This is a genomic window from Anaerospora hongkongensis (assembly GCF_004339805.1).
Lineage (GTDB): Bacteria > Bacillota > Negativicutes > Sporomusales > DSM-15969 > Anaerospora > Anaerospora hongkongensis.
Genome location: NZ_SLUI01000017.1, coordinates 1 through 22,677, shown reverse-complemented (window position 1 = coordinate 22,677; position 22,677 = coordinate 1). Strand labels below are relative to the sequence as shown.

Below are 22,677 nucleotides of genomic sequence, written 5' to 3'. Positions count from 1 at the left end.
TTAAACATCACCATAAATTAGCTTACCGTTTAAATAGTTTGGATCAACGGAGCTGAATAAATGAATAGTTGACATTTGTCATATGATCCCTCACATTCTCATAAATTGTTCCCTCAATTAACGGTTTATTTGTTTTTACTAAATAAGCGATTTTCTTCAATTTATGACAAATTATTTAATTTTCATGCAAAATCCTACATTCATTTTAATTCCAATTTTATGGGAAATCAATGTTTTTTCTATTATAATGGGACATTTTTCTGTTTTTCATTACTTATTTGTATTATGGATATGGAGGTGAAACCTGATTGCAATTAGGAGATCGCTTGCGCCAGGCTAGGGAACACAGAGGCTTAACTCAAATCCAAGTGAAAAATGCAACCAACATTAACAATAAGACACTCTCAAATTATGAGAATAATATTAGCTCTCCTGATCCTTATACACTTAAAATACTAGCAGATTTATATAAAGTGACTACAGATTGGTTAATTTGCGGCAAAAACAATTTACTTCAATCTCAGTTATTACCCTCTATGACTATCTCTGCTGAGGATTTGGAGTTACTAAGAAAATTTAAAAGTCTTTCCGAACAGAAGAGAAAAGCAATAGAAATATTAGTATTCGATAAGGATTAGCAGTCAGTATAATGATATAAAACAAAATACGATCTTTTTTCGTTGCAAATTGGATCGATTACGAACTTTGACATTGGATCAGAGTCAGATGAGAAGGGAATAAAATAAAAAGAAAATGGCGCATTTGCTTTATTAAAGCTTTGCGCCACCTTTTTCACTACTATTCTTTTCCCGTGCTCCTGCTGTAATCTATTCAATCCAAGCTGCAACGGCAAGTAAGACGAACTGCCTACCTATAGTCAGTTTCTTTGTTATGCTCTACAAACAAAATGTTGCATTCAGTTTCTTTATCAAAAATGTGTGCCTTATCCATATCAATAGTGAACGTTGCCGTGTCACCACGCCGCACATTGACCGCATCCTTCACCCGGATTGTCAGCATATTTTCACAAACCCCATTGCAATATAAGTACACCTCAGCTCCAGTGTTTTCTTTAACCTCAATACAGGCCTGAAAGTTATTTTGCGAGTCTTCCAACTGAGATAATCCTGTATGAATATCTTCCGGGCGTATACCAAAGACCACTTCTTTGCCTATATAACCTAATTGACAGGCTTTAACACCCAACACGTCGCTCAATTTCCATTCGAAACAGGAAGAAGCAAAAAATACCTGACCCTCTTTTTCCTTTAAAATACCGTTGATAAAATTCATAGCCGGAGAACCAATAAAGCCAGCAACAAACAGGTTATGCGGAGAACTGTAGATTTCTGCAGGGGTAGCAGTTTGCTGAATAACGCCATCTTTCATGACAACCAGGCGATCCCCCATCGTCATCGCTTCGGTCTGATCATGTGTTACATACACAGTTGTAATTTCCAGGCGTTTTTGCAGCTTACTGATTTCAGTCCGCATATGAACCCGCAGCTTGGCATCCAAGTTGGACAAAGGTTCATCCATCAAAAAGACGCGAGGCTCCCGGACAATTGCCCGCCCTAGAGCAACGCGTTGGCGTTGACCGCCGGACAAGTCTTTCGGCTTGCGCTGAAGGAGATGCTCTAAGTCCAAAATACGAGCTGCCGCTTTTACACGTTCATCAATCTCCTTCTTGAGGAGTTTTCGCATTTTTAAACCAAACGCCATGTTTTCATAAACGTTTTTATCAGGATATAAGGCATAGTTTTGAAATACCATAGCGATATCCCGGTCTTTAGGGGCCATATTATTCACCCATTGATCGCCAATAAACAAATCACCCTCGGAAATTTCTTCAAGACCGGCTATCATCCGCAATGTTGTTGATTTACCACAACCTGAAGGCCCCACCAATACAACAAACTCTTTATCCTTTATCTCTAAATTCACATTATGAACTACAATAGTCTGCTCATAGCTTTTACTAATATTTTTCAGACTTACACCCGTCATGTTGTCCTCTGCCTTTCCATGTTTATTAATATTACATTACAGCCATTTTCCATCCTGCTGCTCTGCCAGGTAGAGGTGAATTCTACCTTTCCGGTCTGATGCAAACAGGATTTTTTCGTTATTCCAGCTAAAGGTAGGGTGGCAATGGCTCTGCTGCGTACGCCATGATGTATGGTGAGAGCATAAGGTTTCAAGTTTGGCCGAATTTTCGTCAAGGTGAATCAGTACCAAATCCTCAACCTGATCCCCTACTAGCAGCTTATTATCGTTTGTAGCATGATAATGGTTGCAATAGTAAGGCATATCCGTGCACTTCACCACGTTGCCCTTGCTGTCAGCCAATCCAACATAAGGAATTTCAGCCGTTTCAGGCTCCACTGACGTAGCCTGGGTCTTATCGGAAGTAATAGTGCCGTCATGACCTTTACGCCGGTTATCAAAGAATATTTTTGCATCACTGGTCCAGAATTCATGCCCAACACAATCATCCTGATGCTGACGGAAACATGGAACAACATCTCTGCTTATCAGATCCAGCAGCCAAATCCGCTGATTTACAAGATGCCATGGACCTTCATGGCAAAACATAGCCAAGGTGCTGTCATCAGGAGCAAACTGGAAATGCCCGAGCCAATGCGAACTTTCATGCACAGTAACAGCCTTTGAACCATCCAGGTATACTAGCGTAATCCAGCCCTTTTTAATAGCGTACATTTGCTCTTTGAAACCATAATAATTAGCTCCATGATATAGACCAGGGTTTTCATTAATAGCCAAACCAATATATTTCTTGTTAGGAGCAATGAATGGATGCCCTAAATGGGCTCCGGTGGTTTCTTCGTAGATCACTGTAGTGGTCATAGTTTTCGTATTGAGTTTTTTTATTTTGTTTCCTGTCACATAAACCACAATTTCACTGTCAGGTGTTTTCGTATGCCCGGTAGGCGTAATGCCAGCTTTTTCATCGGTCATCTGCTGAATAACCCCTGTCCCCAGATCCATCCGGAAAAGATTATATACTTCCAAACCGTTCGACGCCCGGTCGGACATAAAATAGATTTCTTTGTCACCTAACGTGAACGAATTATCGGTGAAGTAAAAATGATAGTTATTACTATCACCATTGGTCAGCTGCCAGACAGGTTTCCCGGTTTTTTCATCAATTATTTTTCTTTTCTCTGGTGAATATTCATCTCCTATCACGATAGCTGCTCCTCCCTTGTTCCGAACGCAAAATCATTCTTCAAGCAGTGCATGACAGATAGCCGTGACGCCAAGAGATATTTCCTAGCGTCACAACCGTAATCATCAGTAAAGAGATTTAGGTTTTATTTCTTTCCGGCTACCATTTTGTCATATTTATCTCTGGATTTATTAATAGCATTTGCCCAATCATTTAAGAATTCTTCTACCGTTTTCTTGCCAGTCATGACACCCTGAATACCGGGATCCACAACTTGGTCAAGAATGGAGCGATAGTCCGGCAAATACATGGGGGGATCATAGAATTTAAGATTTGAATCAGACAGGACTTTTAAAGCCATTTGCATATGCGGTAATTCTTTCGCCCATGGCTCCTTCAGAGAATCCAGATGAGTCGGTATTTGCCCTATTTTTTGATTCCAATAGCTTTGGCTTTCCTGGGAACATAAAAAGCTTACAAAGGTCCAGGCTGCCTCTGGGTTTTTGGTGGTTTTGTAGATGCCGTAACCCAGTGTATTGCCAGATTCCTGAACAAAGCGGCCATCCGCAGTTTTGGGCAGAATTAGCGGGGCGTATTGGCCCGGTTTCAGCGCTTTACTATGTTCAGAATAAGAGCCGATATTATGCTGGACTAAAGCTACTGCGCCAGTGTCAAAACCGGCTACCATTTCTTTATAACCATTCGTTACGTCGCTGATCGGGGTATATGTTTTATAAAGGCCAAGATATTTCTTTAAGAATTCTATATGCTTAGGATCATTAATCGTGGTTTTCTCATTAGCGTCAAAATAGTTCAGTCCAGAATAAGCGTACATCATTCTTTGTAACTGGAAGGACCCGCCATTGCCGCCGCGGATTGAAAAGCCATAACGGTTCTTATCTTTATCAGTCATTTTTTCTACAGCGACGAAGAACTCATCCCAGGTTTCAGGAGCTTTTACACTGGCTTCGTTGTACCAATCGGCTCTGTACCATAAGCATTCCAGGTTCATTGTATTAGGTATTTGATACAATTTCTTATCTAATGTCATATTACGGTTAGACTGGATGATGCCAGGATTAATTTTATCTTTATCAGCCCATTTTTCATAAAAAGAATCGAGCGGCAATAAGGCGCCTCGGGCGCTAAAATCAGCCAACCAGCTAGTTTGTATTCCGGAAACATCAGGCATATCATTGGCTGCAATGGCAGCATCCATTTTTTGCTTAGCCCCGCTTTTAGGAAGACCAACATATTCTACATGAATAGCAGGGTATTTTTCCTCAAACTTTTTAATTAGCTCTTGATAATAAGGAGTCCGGTCAGGGCCAGCATTTTCGTCCCAAAATACGATAGTCACCTTTTCCCCGGCTTTATTTTGCCCGCCACCGGTTGTACTTTGACCGCAGCCGGTCAATACAAGGGATAAAAGCAAGCCCGTAACCAAAAACATTTTGGCGATTTTGCTAAACATACATGCATCACTCCTATTTATTCTAGTGAAGGATTATCCCTTCACCGCACCACCTAAGCCGTTTACTAAATAACGTTGTACATAAGCGAACATAGCAATAGCCGGGATTAAGGCAATTACGCTGCCGGCAGCTAAAGCGCCGTAATTAATGTTAAACTCACCCATCATATAACTTAACCCAATGGAAAGTGTAAAGTTGGCATGCTTATTCATGAACATAAAGGCAAACAGGAACTCATTCCAGGCATAAATGAAGGTAAATACGCCGGTAGCTACAATACCTGGAAGCAGCAGCGGTAAAACCACATGGTAAATCGCCTGCAGGCGGCTGCAGCCATCGACCATGGCCGCCTCTTCTAGTTGTTTGGGCACACTTGTAATAAAACCGTTCATGAGAATAGAATTAAAAGGGATTTGAAAAGTTGTGTAAACCAGAATAAGTGACAAGGGATTACTGATCAGTCCAAGATTCTTAAAGATAATAAATAGCGGAATAATCAGCATGGCGCCTGGAACAAACTGCGTACATAATAAAAGCATCATAAATACGCGTTTTCCCTTGAAACGATACCGGCTCAGCGAATATCCCACTAAAGTAGCACAAGTCACAACGGAAAGTACTGTACAAAGAGCCAAGAATAAGCTGTTTTTAAAAAACTTAGAAAAGCCTACGTTATTCCAGGCGTTGATAAAATTATCAATTGTCAGATGGTTGGGTATGTATGCCAAAGGGGTTTGCAGGATATCCCCCTCCGGCTTTAATGCCGTATTCATTGTCCAGTAAAATGGAAATAAAATGAATACCATTGTCATGAACAGCGGCAAATACAATGTGATTAAACGTTCAGATATTCTCGGACTAAGGCTCATCCTTCGGCACCTCTTTCCATGCGGCTCAATTTCAGATAAGTCATTGCAAAAATCAGTAAAATGACAAACGATACTACTGTAATTGCTGAACCATAACCAAAATTATTTTCCCGGATAGCCAGTTCAGCTACATACATCGTAAGTGTTGTTGTGTGATGGGCCGGGCCCCCGCCGGTAAGGTTAAAAATCAAGTCAACATTGTTATATTCCCATACGCATCGCAACAAGGTTGTCAATACCAGCGTATTTTTCAATTGTGGTAAAGTGATATGGAAAAATGTTTTTACTCTTCCCGCACCATCTACCCGGGCCGCTTCATATAATTCTTCCGGAATTCCCTGTAAAGCCGAAAGCAATGTTATTGAAAAAAAAGGAATCCCCCTCCACAATTCGGCCACAACCACTGCCGAGAAAACAGTATCTAAATCGGCTACCCAGGCGTATTTGTGGGAAATTAAATTCAGCTTCATAAATAAATCGTTAACAACCCCCATATGCTCGTTATACATCAACGACCACATAACCGATGTCAAAACGCCGGAGATGGCCCAGGGAGTAAAGGCCATGGCCCGTAAAAATGTTCTTCCTTTAAATTTCTGATTTAAGGTAAGTGCAATACTAAGCCCCAAAATTACCTGCAGCGACACTTGGGAAACTACCCATTTGAAAGAATTAATTAGACTAGGTAAAAACTGCGGATCATCAAACAATATTGTCTTAAAGTTATCCAATCCGGCAAAACCATTATAAAAGGGAGTATTCGCATTATAATTTTGTAAACTGTAATAAAACACATTAGCCAAAGGATAAAACCAAAAGCTTGCAATAAGTAAAATTGCGGGTGCGATGAAAAAATAAGGGAACAATTTTTCAATATCTATTTTTTTCTGTTCTTTAGTGCGTTTTTGCGGTGTGTAACCCAATTGTTCCTGGGCCTTTCGCTTCAACGGCAATTGCACATTATCACCTTCGTTTTAGTTCTTACTTATATTCTAAAAAAAAAACATCTTTCCGGGAATTAGATTTATTAAGATAAATATTTGATATATTTAGAATATTTATCTTGTAATTAATTTCTTCAGGCCGTTGGTATAAAGCTAACCCGTCATGCGCTCAGAAAAAAAAGACACGGCATAGGAAAATCCATCCTAAAAGCCGTAACTCTTCTATTTTGCTCCAATCAACCAAGATAAGATGGTGTACCCATTGTTACTGCAACTTTTATTGTAACTTTATTGTAAATTAACGCTTATATTTGCAGAATTAAAAATATTAAGATAATTGTTTGTTTTTTTCATAAGCTGATTAAAATGGCTATGTTTTCTAAAAAAAAATCACCCTACCAACATTTCTGTTGCAGGGTGATTAAAGTAATGCATTGATTAACCATTGTAATAATTTTATAAGACAAATTGTACGGAAGCATGAATATGGATAGATCGGTCTTCACCGCTAAGAGGGGCAGCAATGTAAACTTTACCTGATGTTTTAGGAGAAAAAGCAATGTTGGCACCTACCCCGATACCTGTCAAGTACGTATTGCCGCTTTCCCAGTTACCCGCGTAAGGGTACACTCCGCCATGGTCGATAAAAGCATTCCCTTTTACTTTTGCTGAAGCAGTTGGAAAACTAAGCTCTGCACTTACAAGATAGCCCCTATTGCCGCTGGTAAACCCTTCATCATATCCTCTGACCGTACCCGAGCCTCCCAGTGAGAATTGTTCTGATGACGGCAGCGGACGGTCGTTGGTTGGAGTCCACTGTCCATTGAAGCGAAGGGTAAGCAGCCTATCCTTTTTGATTGCCCGTTGCTCAACTACATAGAAGTTGTACTTAGTGAAAGACTGGCCACCTTCGACAAATCCTCTCGTTACATCCTGTCTATTATATAGCACGCTATTTTCTTTGTTGTATTGCGTTGCTGCACCGACAACAAGCGTTTTCAGCTTAGTCTCAAGTAAGGATTCCCCGGAGAAGGAGGTTGCTGATTTCTTTTGGTGCCCTTCCGCAATCAATTCCAGTTTAAAATCAGGATGCACAATTTTCGGATGATTGAGGATCAGGCCTATGTCGGAGGAATCGCCTTGGATATCCAGACTTTGAAGCGGGCCAGAAATCATTGTCACTTGATTGGAATCATAGGTCAGGCTGAGCCTCGTTCCCTTAGTATCGATAGCCTGACTATAGACGAAAGCACCTGCCGTCGTGCCGTGGGAATTCAGTCCGGTAAGTGCGATTTTGTCCCTGTTTCCCGTGAGACTGTTATGGATATAGGTTAGTCCGACTCGGTAAAGACCAATCGTATCACGACCACTGTTGTCAGTAAATAAAATAGTCTGTGTAACTTCCGGTTCAGCGATGCGGAAGATGCAGTCTGTAGTGCCCGGCAGTTCACCGGCCTTGAGTTCCACTTGGAGACGAACATCATTTGTCTGATTGAAGCGATAAATCACCTCGTTCAAGGCATCTAGTCTGACAAATTCCCCGCTTTGCAGCTTAATCCGGTCTTTTATGTATTTTTCCCGTGTGGTTTTATTGCCTTCCACGATAATCTTGCCGATGCGGCCTTCGACCAAATCAATTTTTAAAATACCATCTGTTATTTTTTGCGGCTGTAAGATAGCTTTTGATGTAACAAATTGTTTTTTTGTATAAAGGCTGTTAATTTCTTGTACGGCCTGAGATAACTCGCTGATGGATACAGATCGTCCTTCATATTTGCCGGTAATAGCTTTAAGTTCGTCTGGTGTCAGAATGTCCGACCGGGTTGTGACGATAGTATGAATATAAACACTCTCGGGGGCTTCTTGCTTTGTCTCTTCTTGAAGCACACTTTGCTTGGCTTCTGCATCATCCGGTGAGATAACTTCTTCAGCATGTCCGACTGTAGTGCTTAAGCACAGCAGGAGGGCGAGCAGCGCTTTTGTACGTTGTCTTTTATCCATTTGTATTCTGCCTTTCACTCCGTAATTTCAGCCTGCACCTACATAAGGGTGCAGGCTGACTGGTTGAATTGAGATTATTCTGTGTCGCGTTTGTCTTCCGTAAGCTTGCCGTCCAATATGTCTGGCTGAGCTATTATCTCTTTATCAATCGGAGAAGTCTCTTCCGGCAGCCCGGTAATGTCTACATTTACCACACTGTCTTTATGGAAGACGATATTGGTATTGGTACTACCCGAATGGGATTCGGGGTAAATCGTCGGGGTCCCCCGTTTGGCGATATTCTCCAGCGGATTATTGCTCCGTGCTACTGCCGGTCCTTGGATAAAGCGGTTGGAAAGTTTTTCAGATACACGAATAAAGCTGTTTTCCGTATCAAATGCATTAACGATGAAATCATTATCATAATTTACGATAAATGCATTGGTAGACATCTTATTATCTTTCCCCATAAGCAAATAGAACGGCTTATTCTGCGGATAAATCTGCAATGATGCATCACCAAATAGTTTCTTATGAAGGTTGTCGGCGATGACTGTCGCATGGCTGTTATTGAAATCAGCTCTGCTGCCTACCGTCGTATTATAGAAGCTAAGTTCATCGGTTTGTCCATTGATGCGGATTTTATCGCCTGTCAGTTTATCGAAAACAATACCTGTATCGGATTGAAGATTCATGGAGATAGTATCCGCCATTTCGTTATCCTGTCCTGTGGCAGTGATGTGAAGCGGGTTCTCTCCGGTGTGAGTCAGATTGTTGACAGTGATGCTATCGGCAGTAAACACGACACTTTCTTTAATGCTTGCATCGGTTACTTCAATTGATCCGCTCTGGCTTGTTACGTCGAGCGAGTCGGCAATCGTCTTTCCTGTCATCTGAATTGCTCCTGAATTGGTGAGGACGGTACCGCCATTGCCCTGCACGATTCCGCGGACATTGAGAGTATCGGCTGTATTGACAAGTACAATATCTCCGGTTTCATTGGCTGCAGTAAATTCCAGGATAGTGTTATCGCCTGTCAGGATTTGTTCACCGGCACTCTTCGTAATCAGCTTATCGGCAATAATACCGCCGCCGCTTCCTTGGTGCATAATACTTCCGGCATCCGCTTGGAGAGAAACAATATTGCCTGCAGCTATCGACGTATAGTTTATATCACCGGTAGGACGGGATAAGTAAATATTATTTTTTGCTTGCGCCTTTACTGTTCCTGTCGTACCAATCGTCAAGGCCTTCTCCGCGGTGCCAATATTGCGCCCTGCGTTAAGTTCGAGATTCGTGCCGCCGGTAATCGCCACGGGATCAGTCGATACATTGAGAATGTCCCTGTTGGCACTTAATTTAATATTTCCTGGCGAAGAGAGGTGCCCAATTTTCAGATCTTCCCAGCTGGCAAGGCTAATGGAAGATTCATAATCAACATTGACAATATCGTCACTGCTGACAAATACCGGCGTAGCTTGCTTAATAACAAGCTTGTCCCCTTCAATATGGAAGTCTTCTGGCAGTTGATCAGCAACGGTCAGAACTTTCGCTTTTTCCTCAGGTGTTAACGGAATCTCAGTAATTGTCTGTGACGGCATTCCGTTGCCTGTATTGGTTCCGCTGAAAGTCACTTTCTTGCCTTCGCCTGCATCAATATTGGGAGCGTATACTGCCGGGGTATTATTAAATTCGTACTTCGGTGTCCAGTCCGCGCCCTCAATGAGTTCCTGATAGGTTCTTCCACCTGTTGACGCTGTTGGGGCTGCTGCCCGTAAAGAACTTCTCCCAGTGGTGGGTGTACCGGTAATGACAAAGGTATAGTTTTCATTATACTGTTTAAATTCCGTTCGCTCTGCCCACTTACTGCCCATGGCATCGGTGAATACATTGGTCACATCTTTGTAATAGCTGCCGGCATAGGCTCGCACTTGAGCATCGGTCGGATTATCGATACCAAGATTTGCTGCCGCCCGATCTTTGAAATCGGTTATCGCATCGCTGTTAAGCACAAAACTGCCATTAACAACTTTTCCGTGCTGCAGGAGCTGCCAGTATTCGCGGTAGTTGCGCTCGACGTTATACTGGTATGGCTTAACAGTATCTTGTACCGCATCGAATTCGGCTAATCTATCCTGATTGACTTCCGCCTGCTCAGCATCAACCATGCCGTGCGGAACTGCACTGACAATTTGGCCGTTGTTGGCGGTTACATGAATATTGCCTTCCTCGGACTTAATTTCATCAATTCGCATGTCGCCATTTGTCTGCTGCAAACTAATATCTCCACGAGCATGAGCATTGATCGTTCCGTTAGTTACCTTACCGTTACTATCGGTAGTAGATACAGCCTCGAAAGTGAAGTTGTTTTCTTCACTGCCTATCGCACCAGTAAGACTGACCAGATCTACATTGGCACCCTTTACCGCCGGAGTGGCACCTGCATTAGAGCCCAATTTAACACTATGAAGATCGCCGGCAGCAGTTAATACAATATCACCTGCACCATGAGCTTTAGCAATCGTAAGGCTTGTTTGCGGAGCATCAATATAGATGCTGCCCTTACCGCTTACAGCAGTAAGGCTGCCTTTTAAATCAACTGCCAGGGCTTGCGCCGACGAACCAATGTTGTTATCAGCACTAATATTCAGGTTATTGGTTACTACTGATGCGCCCGCAGTCTGACTAACGCCCATATTTTTACCCGAAGCCGCCAGGCTGACATCACCGACGACATTCTTCACCTGACCGTCGATAACAATTCCTGCAGCCGAGTCGATATTAACCGAGCTGGTAGTCTTAATTGTTCCGTCACCGCTATGGAATTGAATTTTAAACGGATTATCGGCTTTCACACTGCTTACGGCGGTAAGCTTGGCTTCGGTTGGTACTACAACCGTCCATTCACCTGAGTCCGGCATACCAAGCAGCCAGTCTCCGTCACGGAAATGGAATGTTTTTGTTTGCATACTGTTGCCAAATTTATTGGTATCTACGTCTATGGTCTGCGTGTAGTAAGGATCACTTGCACTTCCCATAACAATACCTGACGTATACGTCCAGGGGTCATTCGCACCATTTCCTGCGGGTATAGACCACTTCCATTCCGTTGGCTGTGCGGCCTCCGTTAAATAGTAGGCAGAACTGTCCCACGTCCTTGACAATTCGGCAGTTTGTGTCCACTGGTACCGTTGGTTGGCTACAGGGTTATACCATTGAGCTCCGTTACCTGATGTAAAGTATTTCAGGGTTGCACCTGTGTAATCACTGGCACCGGTAGTTGATTCATAAATTGAGACCCCGCCTTGTTTCATATCATACACATACCAAGTAGTAAGCGCATTGCCGGAAGGCTGCAGTTTAGCAGTATCGGCGATTTTGACCTGAGCAATATTATTGCTGCTGGTATCGATATTTCGTATCGTAAGGGCCTTACTGCTCTTATTTACTACATCGACATCACCGTAACCGGTCATAACCTCAATATTTCCCAGCGTATTCGTACTCAAAATATGTCCACGCAAGGATACATAGCCGTTGGTCACGTTCATATCATCTACCTGGATCTGGTTCGTACTGAAATTATAGGTCATCGTTGGAGTTCTGTCACCGTTGTCGATAACAGACCAGTACGCTTTCGGTATTTCCACTTCGCCGGTAACACCGAGGGCTGATTGCTGAGCAATCCAGCCGTCCAGATTTTCGTTTATTTTCACTGAAAAATCTCTAGCCATTCCTGATTTGATCGTTCCGTTAACGTCGATATACTTAGCGTTAATGGCAATTGATCCACCGGCGATTGTCGCTTTATTTCCGATCTGCGATTTGACAGCAGACTCATCGTACCCTGCCGTCTTGGTAAGATAGCTGTTAAGATTACCTTGATAGCTCGGAGTAAGGGTCGTACCATAGAAACCATGTCCATAGAACACTACAGTTGACAGAACACCACCTGGCTCTTCCCAGTCAGCGGGTTTATTGGGGAATTGACCTACAACATAGGTGATACCGCCAGGAGAAGATGCCCAGAAATCATGACCAGGTTTGTCAATGTGATGCTCACGCTGCTTGTCAAGTGAATCAGCGAGGAAATAGCTCCAGGTGAAATCAGTAAATTCACCTTCACCATTTTCAACAATTTTTGGATTTGATTTTACCCAGTTGTTAAATTCGTCTTTGTAATAGACATTTGTTATCAAGTCAATGGCTTTCTTCTCCGTGCTTGGCAGTATGTTCAGGTAGTTTAAAAATCCTTCCGGTGCTCCGCCGGCAAAGTAGAAGCCGGGATTATTCACAACAAAAGTACTGTTAGGAACTTCAATCCCGATTGCCTTTGCCCGAACGTCACTGAACTGTGCAACTGCACCGGATTGGTTAAAGATATTGACGTCACCACGCAGGTTGCTGACATTGCCTGTCAGGAAGATAGCAGGTCCGTTCGACGATGTGTCATAGGTATTTCTGATATTGATTTCCGGTGTGCCATTTTTACCGATCTCTTGTACGGTTAACGCGCCTTTACCGGCTGACCCGGTGAAGGAGACTGCTCCTCCGGGATCTTGATTCGCTATCGTCAGACCATTCACTTGCAAATATTTATTGCTGGCATTGGTAATGGTAATCTTGGGTGCTCCGTAGGCCGTAACAGTGCCTGTGCCATTGATGGCATCGGCTGCAAGCGTGACATTACCGCCTGCTGTCATAATGGGATCAACTTTGATCAGATCAACATCTTTATTAGCAATAGCTGATTTTAGAATTTCAAATGTATCAATTTGGGCCTGAATATCTTCCTTCTCAGCTGCTGTCGCTGCTGACGCCAGGGCTTGCTTAAGAGTATTAATTTGATTTGTCAGATCGTTTGCAGGGTTATAAGTAGTCTCCTGTCCTGAGATATCTTGCTTTTTCATCTTCTCTAAAACAGCAATCCGCGAGACTAATTCCAGTTTTTCGACGTTTGTTGGTGCTTTATCGAAGGCAAGTTTGAGCTTATCAATTTGCTGCTCAAGAGAATTCACCAGATTCGCCTGGTCTTTGGTCTGGCCAAACGTAATATTTCCGTTGCGGTCGATATTCACCGTCTTTTCATTTTCAATACCGGCTTTCACTACGCCATTTTGATTAAGTGTCCCGGAACTAACGGTCTTTGATTTACCGTCTGATTCGCTTTTACTTATCCCTAAGAAGGCAAGCGCATCGAGGTAAGGATTATGTCCGGTACCAGATGCTTTAACGTTGATACCGCCGTCCTCTGCGGCAAGTTTTACGTTCTGAAGACCTGATATGGCTGCGCCATTCGCTATATTTAAGTTGTTATTGTTTTTGAGTTCGGCATAGGCGCTGTGGGTAGTATGTAAAGGCAGCGCCGTATAGTTATACACATCGGTAACGGCGATTACGGACATGTTGCTGTCACCGCTTCTGCCTGCCCCGGCAGCAATATTGATGTTGCCATAGCCAAGCAAATAGGCATTCTTATTGATGTTCACTTCTTGTGTCGAGTCAAGTATGGAATTGGTGCTGCCGCCTGCAAAGCCGACGCCGCCGTAGGTTTTTACTAATGCCGTGTTTACAAGCCGGTTATTACCATAGGTTGTGATATCAATTCCGCCGATACTGATGATTTTGGCGTTAGCACCCACTGTCACATCTGCATCAAGGTTCGCAGTAGTATTGGACTCAGCAAATGGCTTCTGAGCTACACCACCGGTTGTGAGCACTACTTCATCGGAAGTAGTAATCTCATTGGCTGCCTCTAGAGTAATTACCGGCTGGTCATACCACGGCATGCCAAGAGCCGCTAAGCTGGCATTCTCACCAATCGTAACTGAACTGTCTTGGGTAATATTACTGTTGCTTTCTACTGATGAACCATTGAAGACACCACCAGCTCCGCCTTTTGCATTGTCGCCGATATAGTCCTGCTGAACTTTGTTGACACTGGCAATATCAATTCCGGTCTTGCCAGTAGTCACAATAACTGTGTTATCTGCAACTTTTGCTTCCACGGCTGTGTCAACATCATTATGAGCAAAAGCTCCGCTAAAGCCAACTGCTGCTGCATTCATACTGTCTGACTTGCTGTTGAACTTAGTCAGATGCTCGGCCTTTATCTTAAGATTGGTTGCCGCTATTGCATTTCCCGTGGCTCCTTTACCAATCTGGGCAAGGGTACGGTTATATGCGTGTGTTTCTGCATCAGCGGCCGCTCCGGCCGCCAGACCGCCGCTGCCTGCAGTCGCTTCCGCATAGTTATCATCCGTACCATCGGCATGAATTTTTACATCACCGCCGGTGAAGTTAACATCGCCAATGATAGCGGTTGTACTGGTATTTGAGGATGCATCGGCATTATTGGAGCCAGCGGCAATCAAACCGCCCACAATGCCTGATACATCGGCAGATTGCCTCGTGTCGTTTACAGCCTCGACGGTTATCCCTTGGCCGGCATAGATCCGGGTACCGGTTTCTATCGAGGCGTTGACATCGGAATTGGTTTTAGCGCTGCTGTCTGTCGCCTTGACACCGATCAGACCGCCGCCTGCAGCGACTGCATCGGATTTGGCAGTATATTCACCGGCAGGAACCTCATGGGTCGCTGCAACAGTAACGTTGCCGGTGGAGAGAAGCACGCTGCTGTTCACTTGTGCATTGATCGTTGAATCGACATTAGCTTTCGCGACAGAAGCACCAACAGCGAGAGCGCCTACATCATAGCCTGCTGCTTTTGCATCGGCGTTTTCTTTGCCCAGTGCTGTCACGACAATATTGCCGGTATTGGCTACTTGATTGGCAGTCCCTAGAGCAGCATTGACTTTATTATCCACATTTGCAGTGGCAACAGAACCGGAACCTGCACCAATACCTGCCGCACCCGCTAAGGTGTATGCTGTTGCATCGCTGTCGCCTGAGGCGGAGATTTGAATAGCACCTACATGCTTACCCGTCTCTCCTATCTGAACATTCTTACCGGTATAAGCTGTAGTGGTGCTGTCAACATCGGATACGGCTACTGCGGCACCGGCACCAACAAGACCTACGCCAACACCGACCGCCCTTGCTTCCATACCACTGTCTACGCTTACTGCAGTAATGCCAATCGAATTCGCACTCTTAATTTGGCTATTGTCTCCAATGAAGGCTGTCGTATTTCCCGTATCATTCACAAGGGCAACTGATGCGCCTAGTCCGCCGAGGTATCCGGCTGCACCACCTTCAGCAGCTGCGTGAGCATTATCCTCATCGGTCGCCCTGACGTTGATATCTCCGGTGGCATCGATAGCAGCTCCGCTGCCGATAAAGGCTGTCGTATCCCCATTTAAATTCGTAATACTTACAGAAGCACCAAGCGCTACACCGCCGATCGATGCATTGATGGCCTTGCTGTCAGTGGTTGTACTCGCATCTGCCCCGACAGTAAGGTGATTCACCGTGAGCTGGCCGTTTTCGCCAATATAGGCTGTTGTATTTGTGTCGTCATCGACGTAGTTAGCAGCTGCCCCCAGTGCGTTGAGCAACCCGCCTGCAGACGCATAGGCGTCACTTTCCAGGTTGTGTTTTGTACCGGCCTTAACCGCTACTGTACCACCGCTGGAAAGGATTACATTTTTGCCAATGTGTGCATCGGTGTTCGCATCAAGCGTGAGTACCCCAACTGCGCCACCGACACCGTGAGTTACCCCTAAGGCTCCGCCCCCGTTCATGACACGGTAGTCAACCATATCTTTAGCGTTTATGGTAACGTCTTTACCTGCGCTGATCGTCGCATTGTCGCCGATAAAAGCACTGGTCCCCCCCGGCACAGTTGTAGCCTCTACATTTTTAGTAACCGAGAAATCTTTGGTTTGATTTGCTAAAGCAGTGCTTACACCGCTCACATTCGAATCACTGTAGCCCTGGAAAAGGGTGGAAACATGATTTTTCTTGAGTTGTTCGTCAGCATAACCTTGCGCATTACCTCCATTATTGCTGTTCAGGCTGTTCTTCGCATCGTCACTTAAACCTGAACCGATGGAATAAACCGACACACCGCCGGCAACTCCGACAACGCCTGTGGAAGCACTGACTGCAAAGCTGTCAATTTCTTTCGTAGCTAAGGCGTTTACAGCAATAGAATCAGCCGCCTTAACATTTGCGCCATTGCCAATATAGGCAGTGGTATTGTTGCTGATAACACCTACATCAACACCGCCGGATACACCCACTAAACCACCGGCGACCGAACCACCGACAGAGAAAATTTCCAGATCGTTAACAGCGGACACATTTACGGACTGGTCACTGCCAACATTGGCTTGGTCGGTATTAACGTTGGCACTTTCAGCAATATGGGCATCTGTATTGGATGTAACGGTATTGACGGAAACCGCACCGGCTACGCCTGCATAGAGACCGGCAGCTCCACTGGCGACAACATCAACAAGTTCTTCACTGCTATCCGCTTGAACGGCTACCCCCTGGAAGCTGTCATCGGTTGTTCTGCTGCCATTAGCTTGGTCTTTGTAAACCGTCAGATCACTAGTGCCATTTGCTTTCCCGTCTACAGTTGCCCCTTGGGCGATATAAGCAGTGGTATCTTTGTTAATCACGGTAACCTGGAGCGAACCGCCGACACCTGCTGCTCCAAAGCCAAGACCTGCGCTGCCGGAAATAGCTGCACTGGATGTTTTGTCACTGGCTGCAACCAGAACATTATTATCGGCGCTGATTTTTGCCGCCTGGTCAATGTAGGCTGAGGTATTACTGTTCATGATAGTTACATCGAAAGCTCCGGCTACGCCAACCATACCGCCGCCTGCAGCAGCTGCAACAACAGTCAGCATATTTTCTTCCGCTTTCGCGGTTACTTTTACATCTTCTGCGGCTTTGACTTCGGTGTTCTTACCGATATGTGCATCGGTATGCAGTGTGGTAACAGCCACTTGAGCACCCGGTCCTACACCGACAGTGCCCCCGGCTGCAACCGAACCGGCAATCCCAAGATGATAATGGTCCGTTCCTGCAGCAACCATAACACTTTGATCTGCTCCAGCCTTCGCATTGTCATTGTTTATCTTAGTATTATCACCTATGAAAGCCTTAGTGTCATTATTAATAATCGTAACTGCACCGGATCCGGCAACGCCGGCGGTGCCGCCGCCTGCACCGGCCGCAACAGAAGCTTTGATATCATTTTTCGAGGTGGCTGTAACGGCGATACCTTTTATCGCAGTTGTTTCCGCTGTGGTAGTACGGATTTTAGTTAAGAGGTTAAGGTCATCGACCTGACTCCAATACTGATCGTCTTCTTCTACGCCAGGCATAGTGACGTTGCCATCCTGTACATCTGTGGAAAGCGGATTGTGGAAGTTTTCCTGGTACTCGCCGGTTTCTGCATTCATTGCTGCCTGGTTACCAAGAGCCGTGACACTGGCGTTATCGGCAATGTAAGCCTGCGTATCTTTGTTAATGACCGCCGCACCGGCAGACGCACCTACACCGGCCGTACCGCCAAAGGCACCTGAACCTCCAATCAAGTTGGCTTCCGTATCATCTTTCGCCGCAACTTTGACATTGCCGTCAGCTTTCACATCTGCCATTGTCCCAATAAATGCTGTCGTTGCGTTGTTGATGGTATAAACAGAGGCCGCACCAGCTATCCCTGCTGTTCCTCCACCGGCACCACTGGCAGCGATAGAACGAACCGTCTCACTGGCAATCGCTTCTACAGAAACGCTGTTACCGGCATTTACTTTAGTATCATGACCGATGAACGCTGTTGTGTCTTTATTAATTACACCAATATCTGCACCTGCGCCAATGCCTGCAGTACCACCTACAGCTCCCGCACCGCCTGTACCTACAACACTGGTGTGATCCTCTGCTTTGACATTAACACTTTGGGCAGCATTTGAGCCTAATGCATCAGCCTGGTTTATGTTTACGTTATGGTCAATATACGCTTTGGTGTCAGTATTGAGAACGGTTGTTGCACCGGAAGCCGCTACCCCGGCTGTCCCACCGGCACCTGCACCGGCAGCTCTTGTCGTCGCTGTCTCACTGGCATCGGCTTCGACGGAGGTTGTTCCGTCTGCGTCGATTTCACTGCCTGTCGCAATATGGGCATCTGTTTGGGTTGAAATGATATTGACAGCTACCGCAGCAGCACCGCCTACCTTGCTGCCAGCCCCAACCGTCACTGCCTCAGCATTGCTGTAAATATGGTTATCGGACGTCACTGCAAGACTGCCGCTGGCATTAATGGTTACATTGTTGGCAATTGCCGCATTTACGTTATGATCCGCAGCCACAACTCCCACGGCTGCACCTACACCTACTTTTCCTGCCACAGCTACACTCCAGGCATTGGCATCCAATATACTTGTGTTGGCCGCTGTTACGGCAGTACTTCCTGCATCCTTAATGAAAACATCCTGACTGACAGCCGCCTTGGTGTTGACCTCTGAATCGGTTACAGCCAAGGCTCCGGCAACACCAACGCTTTTAGCACCGGCGCCTGCCACTGCTTCTGCATTGGCATTTTGCACCGAGACTGCGCTTACCGTCAAATCACCGGCCTTTTCAATGATAACACCGTCGCCAATTGTTGCAGTAGTTTCGCTGCGGTTGATGGTCATTGCCACACCCACACCAATACCGGTTGCCGTCAAAGGATCAACGGCCTCGCCGCTGCCAAGCGCTGTAACGTCAGATTTGTTTTCTGCAGCTACAGTAAGAGCACCATTGGCGCTAATGTTTCGCCCGTCTGTAATTACAGCCTCTACATCATCATTTGTATAAACCGTACCTAATGCAGCTGCTATCTTAACTTTTCCGCCGCCAGGAGTTCCTTTTTGCGAACTTTGATTGTCCTGAAGCGTTTTAGCACTAGCATTAGATGGATTCACATCTTCCTTATTTAGTGCCCCTTTGGCACTGGCCGTAGATAAGGCACTATAGCTTCGATCAGCTTTTGCAATTAGTTCAAGTCCGCCGCCAGACGTTACTTCGCCATCAATTACAGCTGCTGCCAAAGGAACTGACGCTCCGCTATTACTTAGAATGACTGCTGCCGATGCACCGACACCGACTTTTTCCGATTTGGTATCACCTGCAGCGATTGCCTCATTTTTACCGCTGGTTTTAGCACTGATGCTTGTATCATCATGAGTTGTAACAATGGCATCTTGTGCGATGGTTGCTTGTGTAGTCTGCGTTAATTTGGTCATAGCTACTACGGCATCAATGGCAATACCGCCCGCTGCACCAGCTTTTGCCTCGGTAAAGGTGTCACTGGCAGATACAGCGTGAATCGAAAGTTTACCGGCATCAAGGACTTGTGCATCTTGCGCAATCGTTGCAATGGTGCTCTCGTCAACAAGATTTAGGGCTACAGAGGCACCGACACCCAGTTTGCTGCCACCGGTTGTCACACCTTCAGTCGGCATAGCTCTGGCACTGTGGCTGGTAAGAGTTTCAGCAAAAATTGCGATATCGCCCTCATGGGCATTTACTTTTGCGCCTGTTTTAATTTGCGCTTGCGCAGTGTTATCAACGCTGTTCAAGGCAAATGAGCCAGCGATGCCCACTTTACCTGCCCCAGCGCCAGACATCGCTTCCGCACTGAATAAACTGGTCTTATCATCAAGGGCTTCAGCCCGTACTTCGGCCCCTTTTACATGATGTTCCGCAATACCGATAGTTGCGCTGCTTGAAGCGTCTACCGTGTTGATTGCAACTGCTGCACCGATGCCAACCGAAGCTGTTCCGACAGCCGCACCATCAGCCTTAGCACTGTCGTCAGCAAAGTGCGCTGCTGCCACCGTGAGTTTACCGCCTGCATTGATGGTCCGACCATCCATGGTGTAGGCTTCGGCTTTTGTATCCGCTACGTTTACACCCACTGCCGCAGCGACTGCCAATTTCCCTTCACTAGTAGATGCCGATCCGGCCTTCTTTTTCTCTCCGTCTGTTTTGCCTTGCTGGCTTTGACCAAAGCTAGTCTGCTCTTCTATGGATTTATCAACCCCGCCTTGTTCTTGTGAATCAGCCGGTGTTGCTTTGCTGCTGGTATCAGCTTTACCACCTGCGGCGCTTGCTGTTGCATCTGCCGCCGCGCTTCCGCTTGCTTTAGCATCAAAGGTGACGTTGCCGCCTGCGTTAATATTACGGGCAGTCATGGCATTCGCCGCGTCATTAATTACGTTTACTGCTATGGCAAGACCTACCGCAGCTTTACCACCGTCAGCTGCCCCTTTGGCAATTGTGATGGTATCGCCGGTATTGCTGGCGGAAACGTTAATATCACCTGTTACATCTAAAAGATTATCATTTCCAATTTCATCAATTTTTGCCGTTGCAATATTGTCTACTACCGACAGACCCACTACAGGCGTTATGGCGATACCTCCGGCAGCTCCGGCTTCAGCTGTGGTTCGTATCACATGGTTGCCTAGAGCTTTGAGTGTAACATCATCCGCTCCCGTGATATGTCCGCTCAGTTCGGCTATCGCTTTATTGGTCTCGATGTTCATTGCAATAGATGCACCTAAACCTAAGCTGCCGCCTGTTACCCCTTTTCCTTGTGGAGTGGCGCTGGCCTTACTGGTTGTTCTGTTTTCTGCTTCAATGCTTATGGAACCGGTATTCTCAGCATCCTGATGAACAGCAATCGTTGCCCCATCTTTAATTTCTGCCGTTGCAGTACTTGTCACGCTGTTTAAGGCAAACGATCCGGCTAACCCCACTTTCCCGCCGGCTGCTCCTGAGATCGCTTCTGCCGTGAAATCGCTGCTTTGGGCGATATTGCCTTCTTTGTGGGCAATCGCTCGTACTTCTACGCTGCCTGCTTCATGGTGGGCTGCTCCGATGCTGGCGCTGGTGGTAGCCGTCACGGTATTGATGGCAACGCCCGCACCGATCCCGATGGCTGCTGTGCCGGTTACTGGCTTGCCGTCTTTATCCGTCCCAATTCTACCGCTTGCCGAGCCATCTCCCGCGGCTTTGGCATCTGTTTCATTCGCTGCAATCACGCCGAATTTACCGCTTGCTTTGATGGTCACGCCATCCGGAGTGGCTGCTACAGCGCTGCTATCCGACAGGTTAACCCCGACTGCTGCTGCTACGGCCAGTTTGCCTTCACTCGTCTGGGCGCTGGCTGCTTCTTTCTTCTCGGTTTTATCCTTTTGGGCAAAGTCGGTCTGCTCTTTGACCAGGCTGTCTACGTTTTTCCCGTTGGACACACTGCCATCGTCTTTGGCCGGGGTTCCCCCTGCCGCACTTGCAATGGCATTAGCCTCGGTTTTGCTTTGGTTATCTGCATGGAAGACCACATCGCCACCGGCGGTGATGTTTCTGCCGGTCGTCGCAAAGGCTTTGTCATTGGCGATGTTGATCGCTACTGCCGCCCCGATGGCGGCTTTTGAGCCGTCCGCTGCTCCTTTGGCTTCAGTCACACCAGTGGCGCTGTTAGTGGCACTTACGCTTAAGCTGCCGACAGTCAACAGGTTTTCAGCCACGTCTTCGGCACTGCCTGTCCGTTTTTCAACGATTGCCGTTGCCTGGTTATCTACACTGTTCATGGCTACAACCGGAGTGAGGGCAATGCCGCCGGAAGCTCCTGCTTCGGCTTTGGTCGTAATGGTATGGAATCCGGCTGCCGCTAAGCTTACGTCGCCTGCTCCGGTCACATCCGCTCCGCCTGCTATTTTCGCCAGGGCACTATTTGCCCCGATGTTCAACGCTACCGATGCTCCCATGCCTAAACTACCGCCGCTTGCCCCTTTGCCCTGCGGCGTAGCGCTGGCACTGCGGGTTGTTCTATTTTCTGCTTCAATAGTTACAGAACCAGTATTCTCAGCATCCTGATGGACAGCGATCGTCGCCCCATCTTTTATTTCCGCTGTTGCGGTACTTGTCACGCTGTTTAAGGCAAACGATCCCGCTAAGCCGACTTTGCCACCAGCTGCACCCGAAACTGCTTCTGCTGTAAAGTCACTGCTCTGCGCGATATTGCCTTCTTTATGGGCGATCGCTCGTACTTCTACGCTGCCTGCTTCATGGTCAGCGGCTCCGATGCTCGCACTGGTTGTTGCTGTCACGGTATTGATGGCGACGCCTGCGCCAATTCCAATAGAAGCCGTGCTAGTTACCGGCTTGCCGTCTTTATCGGTGCCAATTCTGCCACCGGCTGAACCGTCTCCTGCGGCTTTCGCATCCGTTTCGTTCGCTGCTGTAACACC

The 22,677-nt window shown here is 46.2% G+C and carries 8 protein-coding genes; 1 reads left to right on the top strand and 7 read right to left on the bottom strand.

Features of this window, described 5'->3' with window-relative positions:
* Nucleotides 1–308 precede the first annotated feature (308 nt).
* Entirely contained in the window at nt 309–638 is a 330-nt protein-coding gene (locus EV210_RS19560; protein WP_132083049.1) for a helix-turn-helix domain-containing protein, read from the top strand.
* A gap of 229 nt (nt 639–867) precedes the next feature.
* Here the strand turns inward: EV210_RS19560 and EV210_RS19555 are convergent, their stop codons facing one another.
* From EV210_RS19555 to EV210_RS19525, 7 genes are all read right to left on the bottom strand, one after another.
* Complete coding sequence (locus EV210_RS19555) at nt 868–2,007, bottom strand: ABC transporter ATP-binding protein (RefSeq protein WP_132083048.1); 1,140 nt, start codon at nt 2,005–2,007, stop codon at nt 868–870.
* A 36-nt stretch (nt 2,008–2,043) separates the two neighbouring features.
* Nucleotides 2,044–3,210, bottom strand: a complete 1,167-nt coding sequence (locus EV210_RS19550) for an oligogalacturonate lyase family protein (protein WP_132083047.1) — start codon at nt 3,208–3,210, stop codon at nt 2,044–2,046.
* 125 nt (nt 3,211–3,335) lie between these two features.
* Nucleotides 3,336–4,664 (bottom strand): ABC transporter substrate-binding protein, encoded by a 1,329-nt coding sequence (locus tag EV210_RS19545; RefSeq protein WP_132083046.1) that lies wholly within the window; start codon nt 4,662–4,664, stop codon nt 3,336–3,338.
* Nucleotides 4,665–4,697: 33 nt separating this feature from the next.
* A complete protein-coding gene (locus EV210_RS19540; protein ID WP_132083045.1) occupies nt 4,698–5,534 on the bottom strand; it encodes a carbohydrate ABC transporter permease in 837 nt (278 codons plus the stop codon).
* Nucleotides 5,531–6,487, bottom strand: a complete 957-nt coding sequence (locus tag EV210_RS19535; protein WP_207900786.1) for a carbohydrate ABC transporter permease — start codon at nt 6,485–6,487, stop codon at nt 5,531–5,533. The genes EV210_RS19540 and EV210_RS19535 overlap by 4 nt, the downstream gene beginning before the upstream one ends.
* 447 nt (nt 6,488–6,934) lie before the next feature.
* Nucleotides 6,935–8,479 carry a ShlB/FhaC/HecB family hemolysin secretion/activation protein gene (locus EV210_RS19530; RefSeq protein WP_132083044.1) on the bottom strand — a complete coding sequence of 515 codons (1,545 nt, stop codon included), beginning with the start codon at nt 8,477–8,479 and terminating at the stop codon, nt 6,935–6,937.
* 74 nt (nt 8,480–8,553) lie between these two features.
* Entirely contained in the window at nt 8,554–22,536 is a 13,983-nt protein-coding gene (locus tag EV210_RS19525; protein ID WP_207900785.1) for a beta strand repeat-containing protein, read from the bottom strand.
* Nucleotides 22,537–22,677 lie beyond the last annotated feature (141 nt).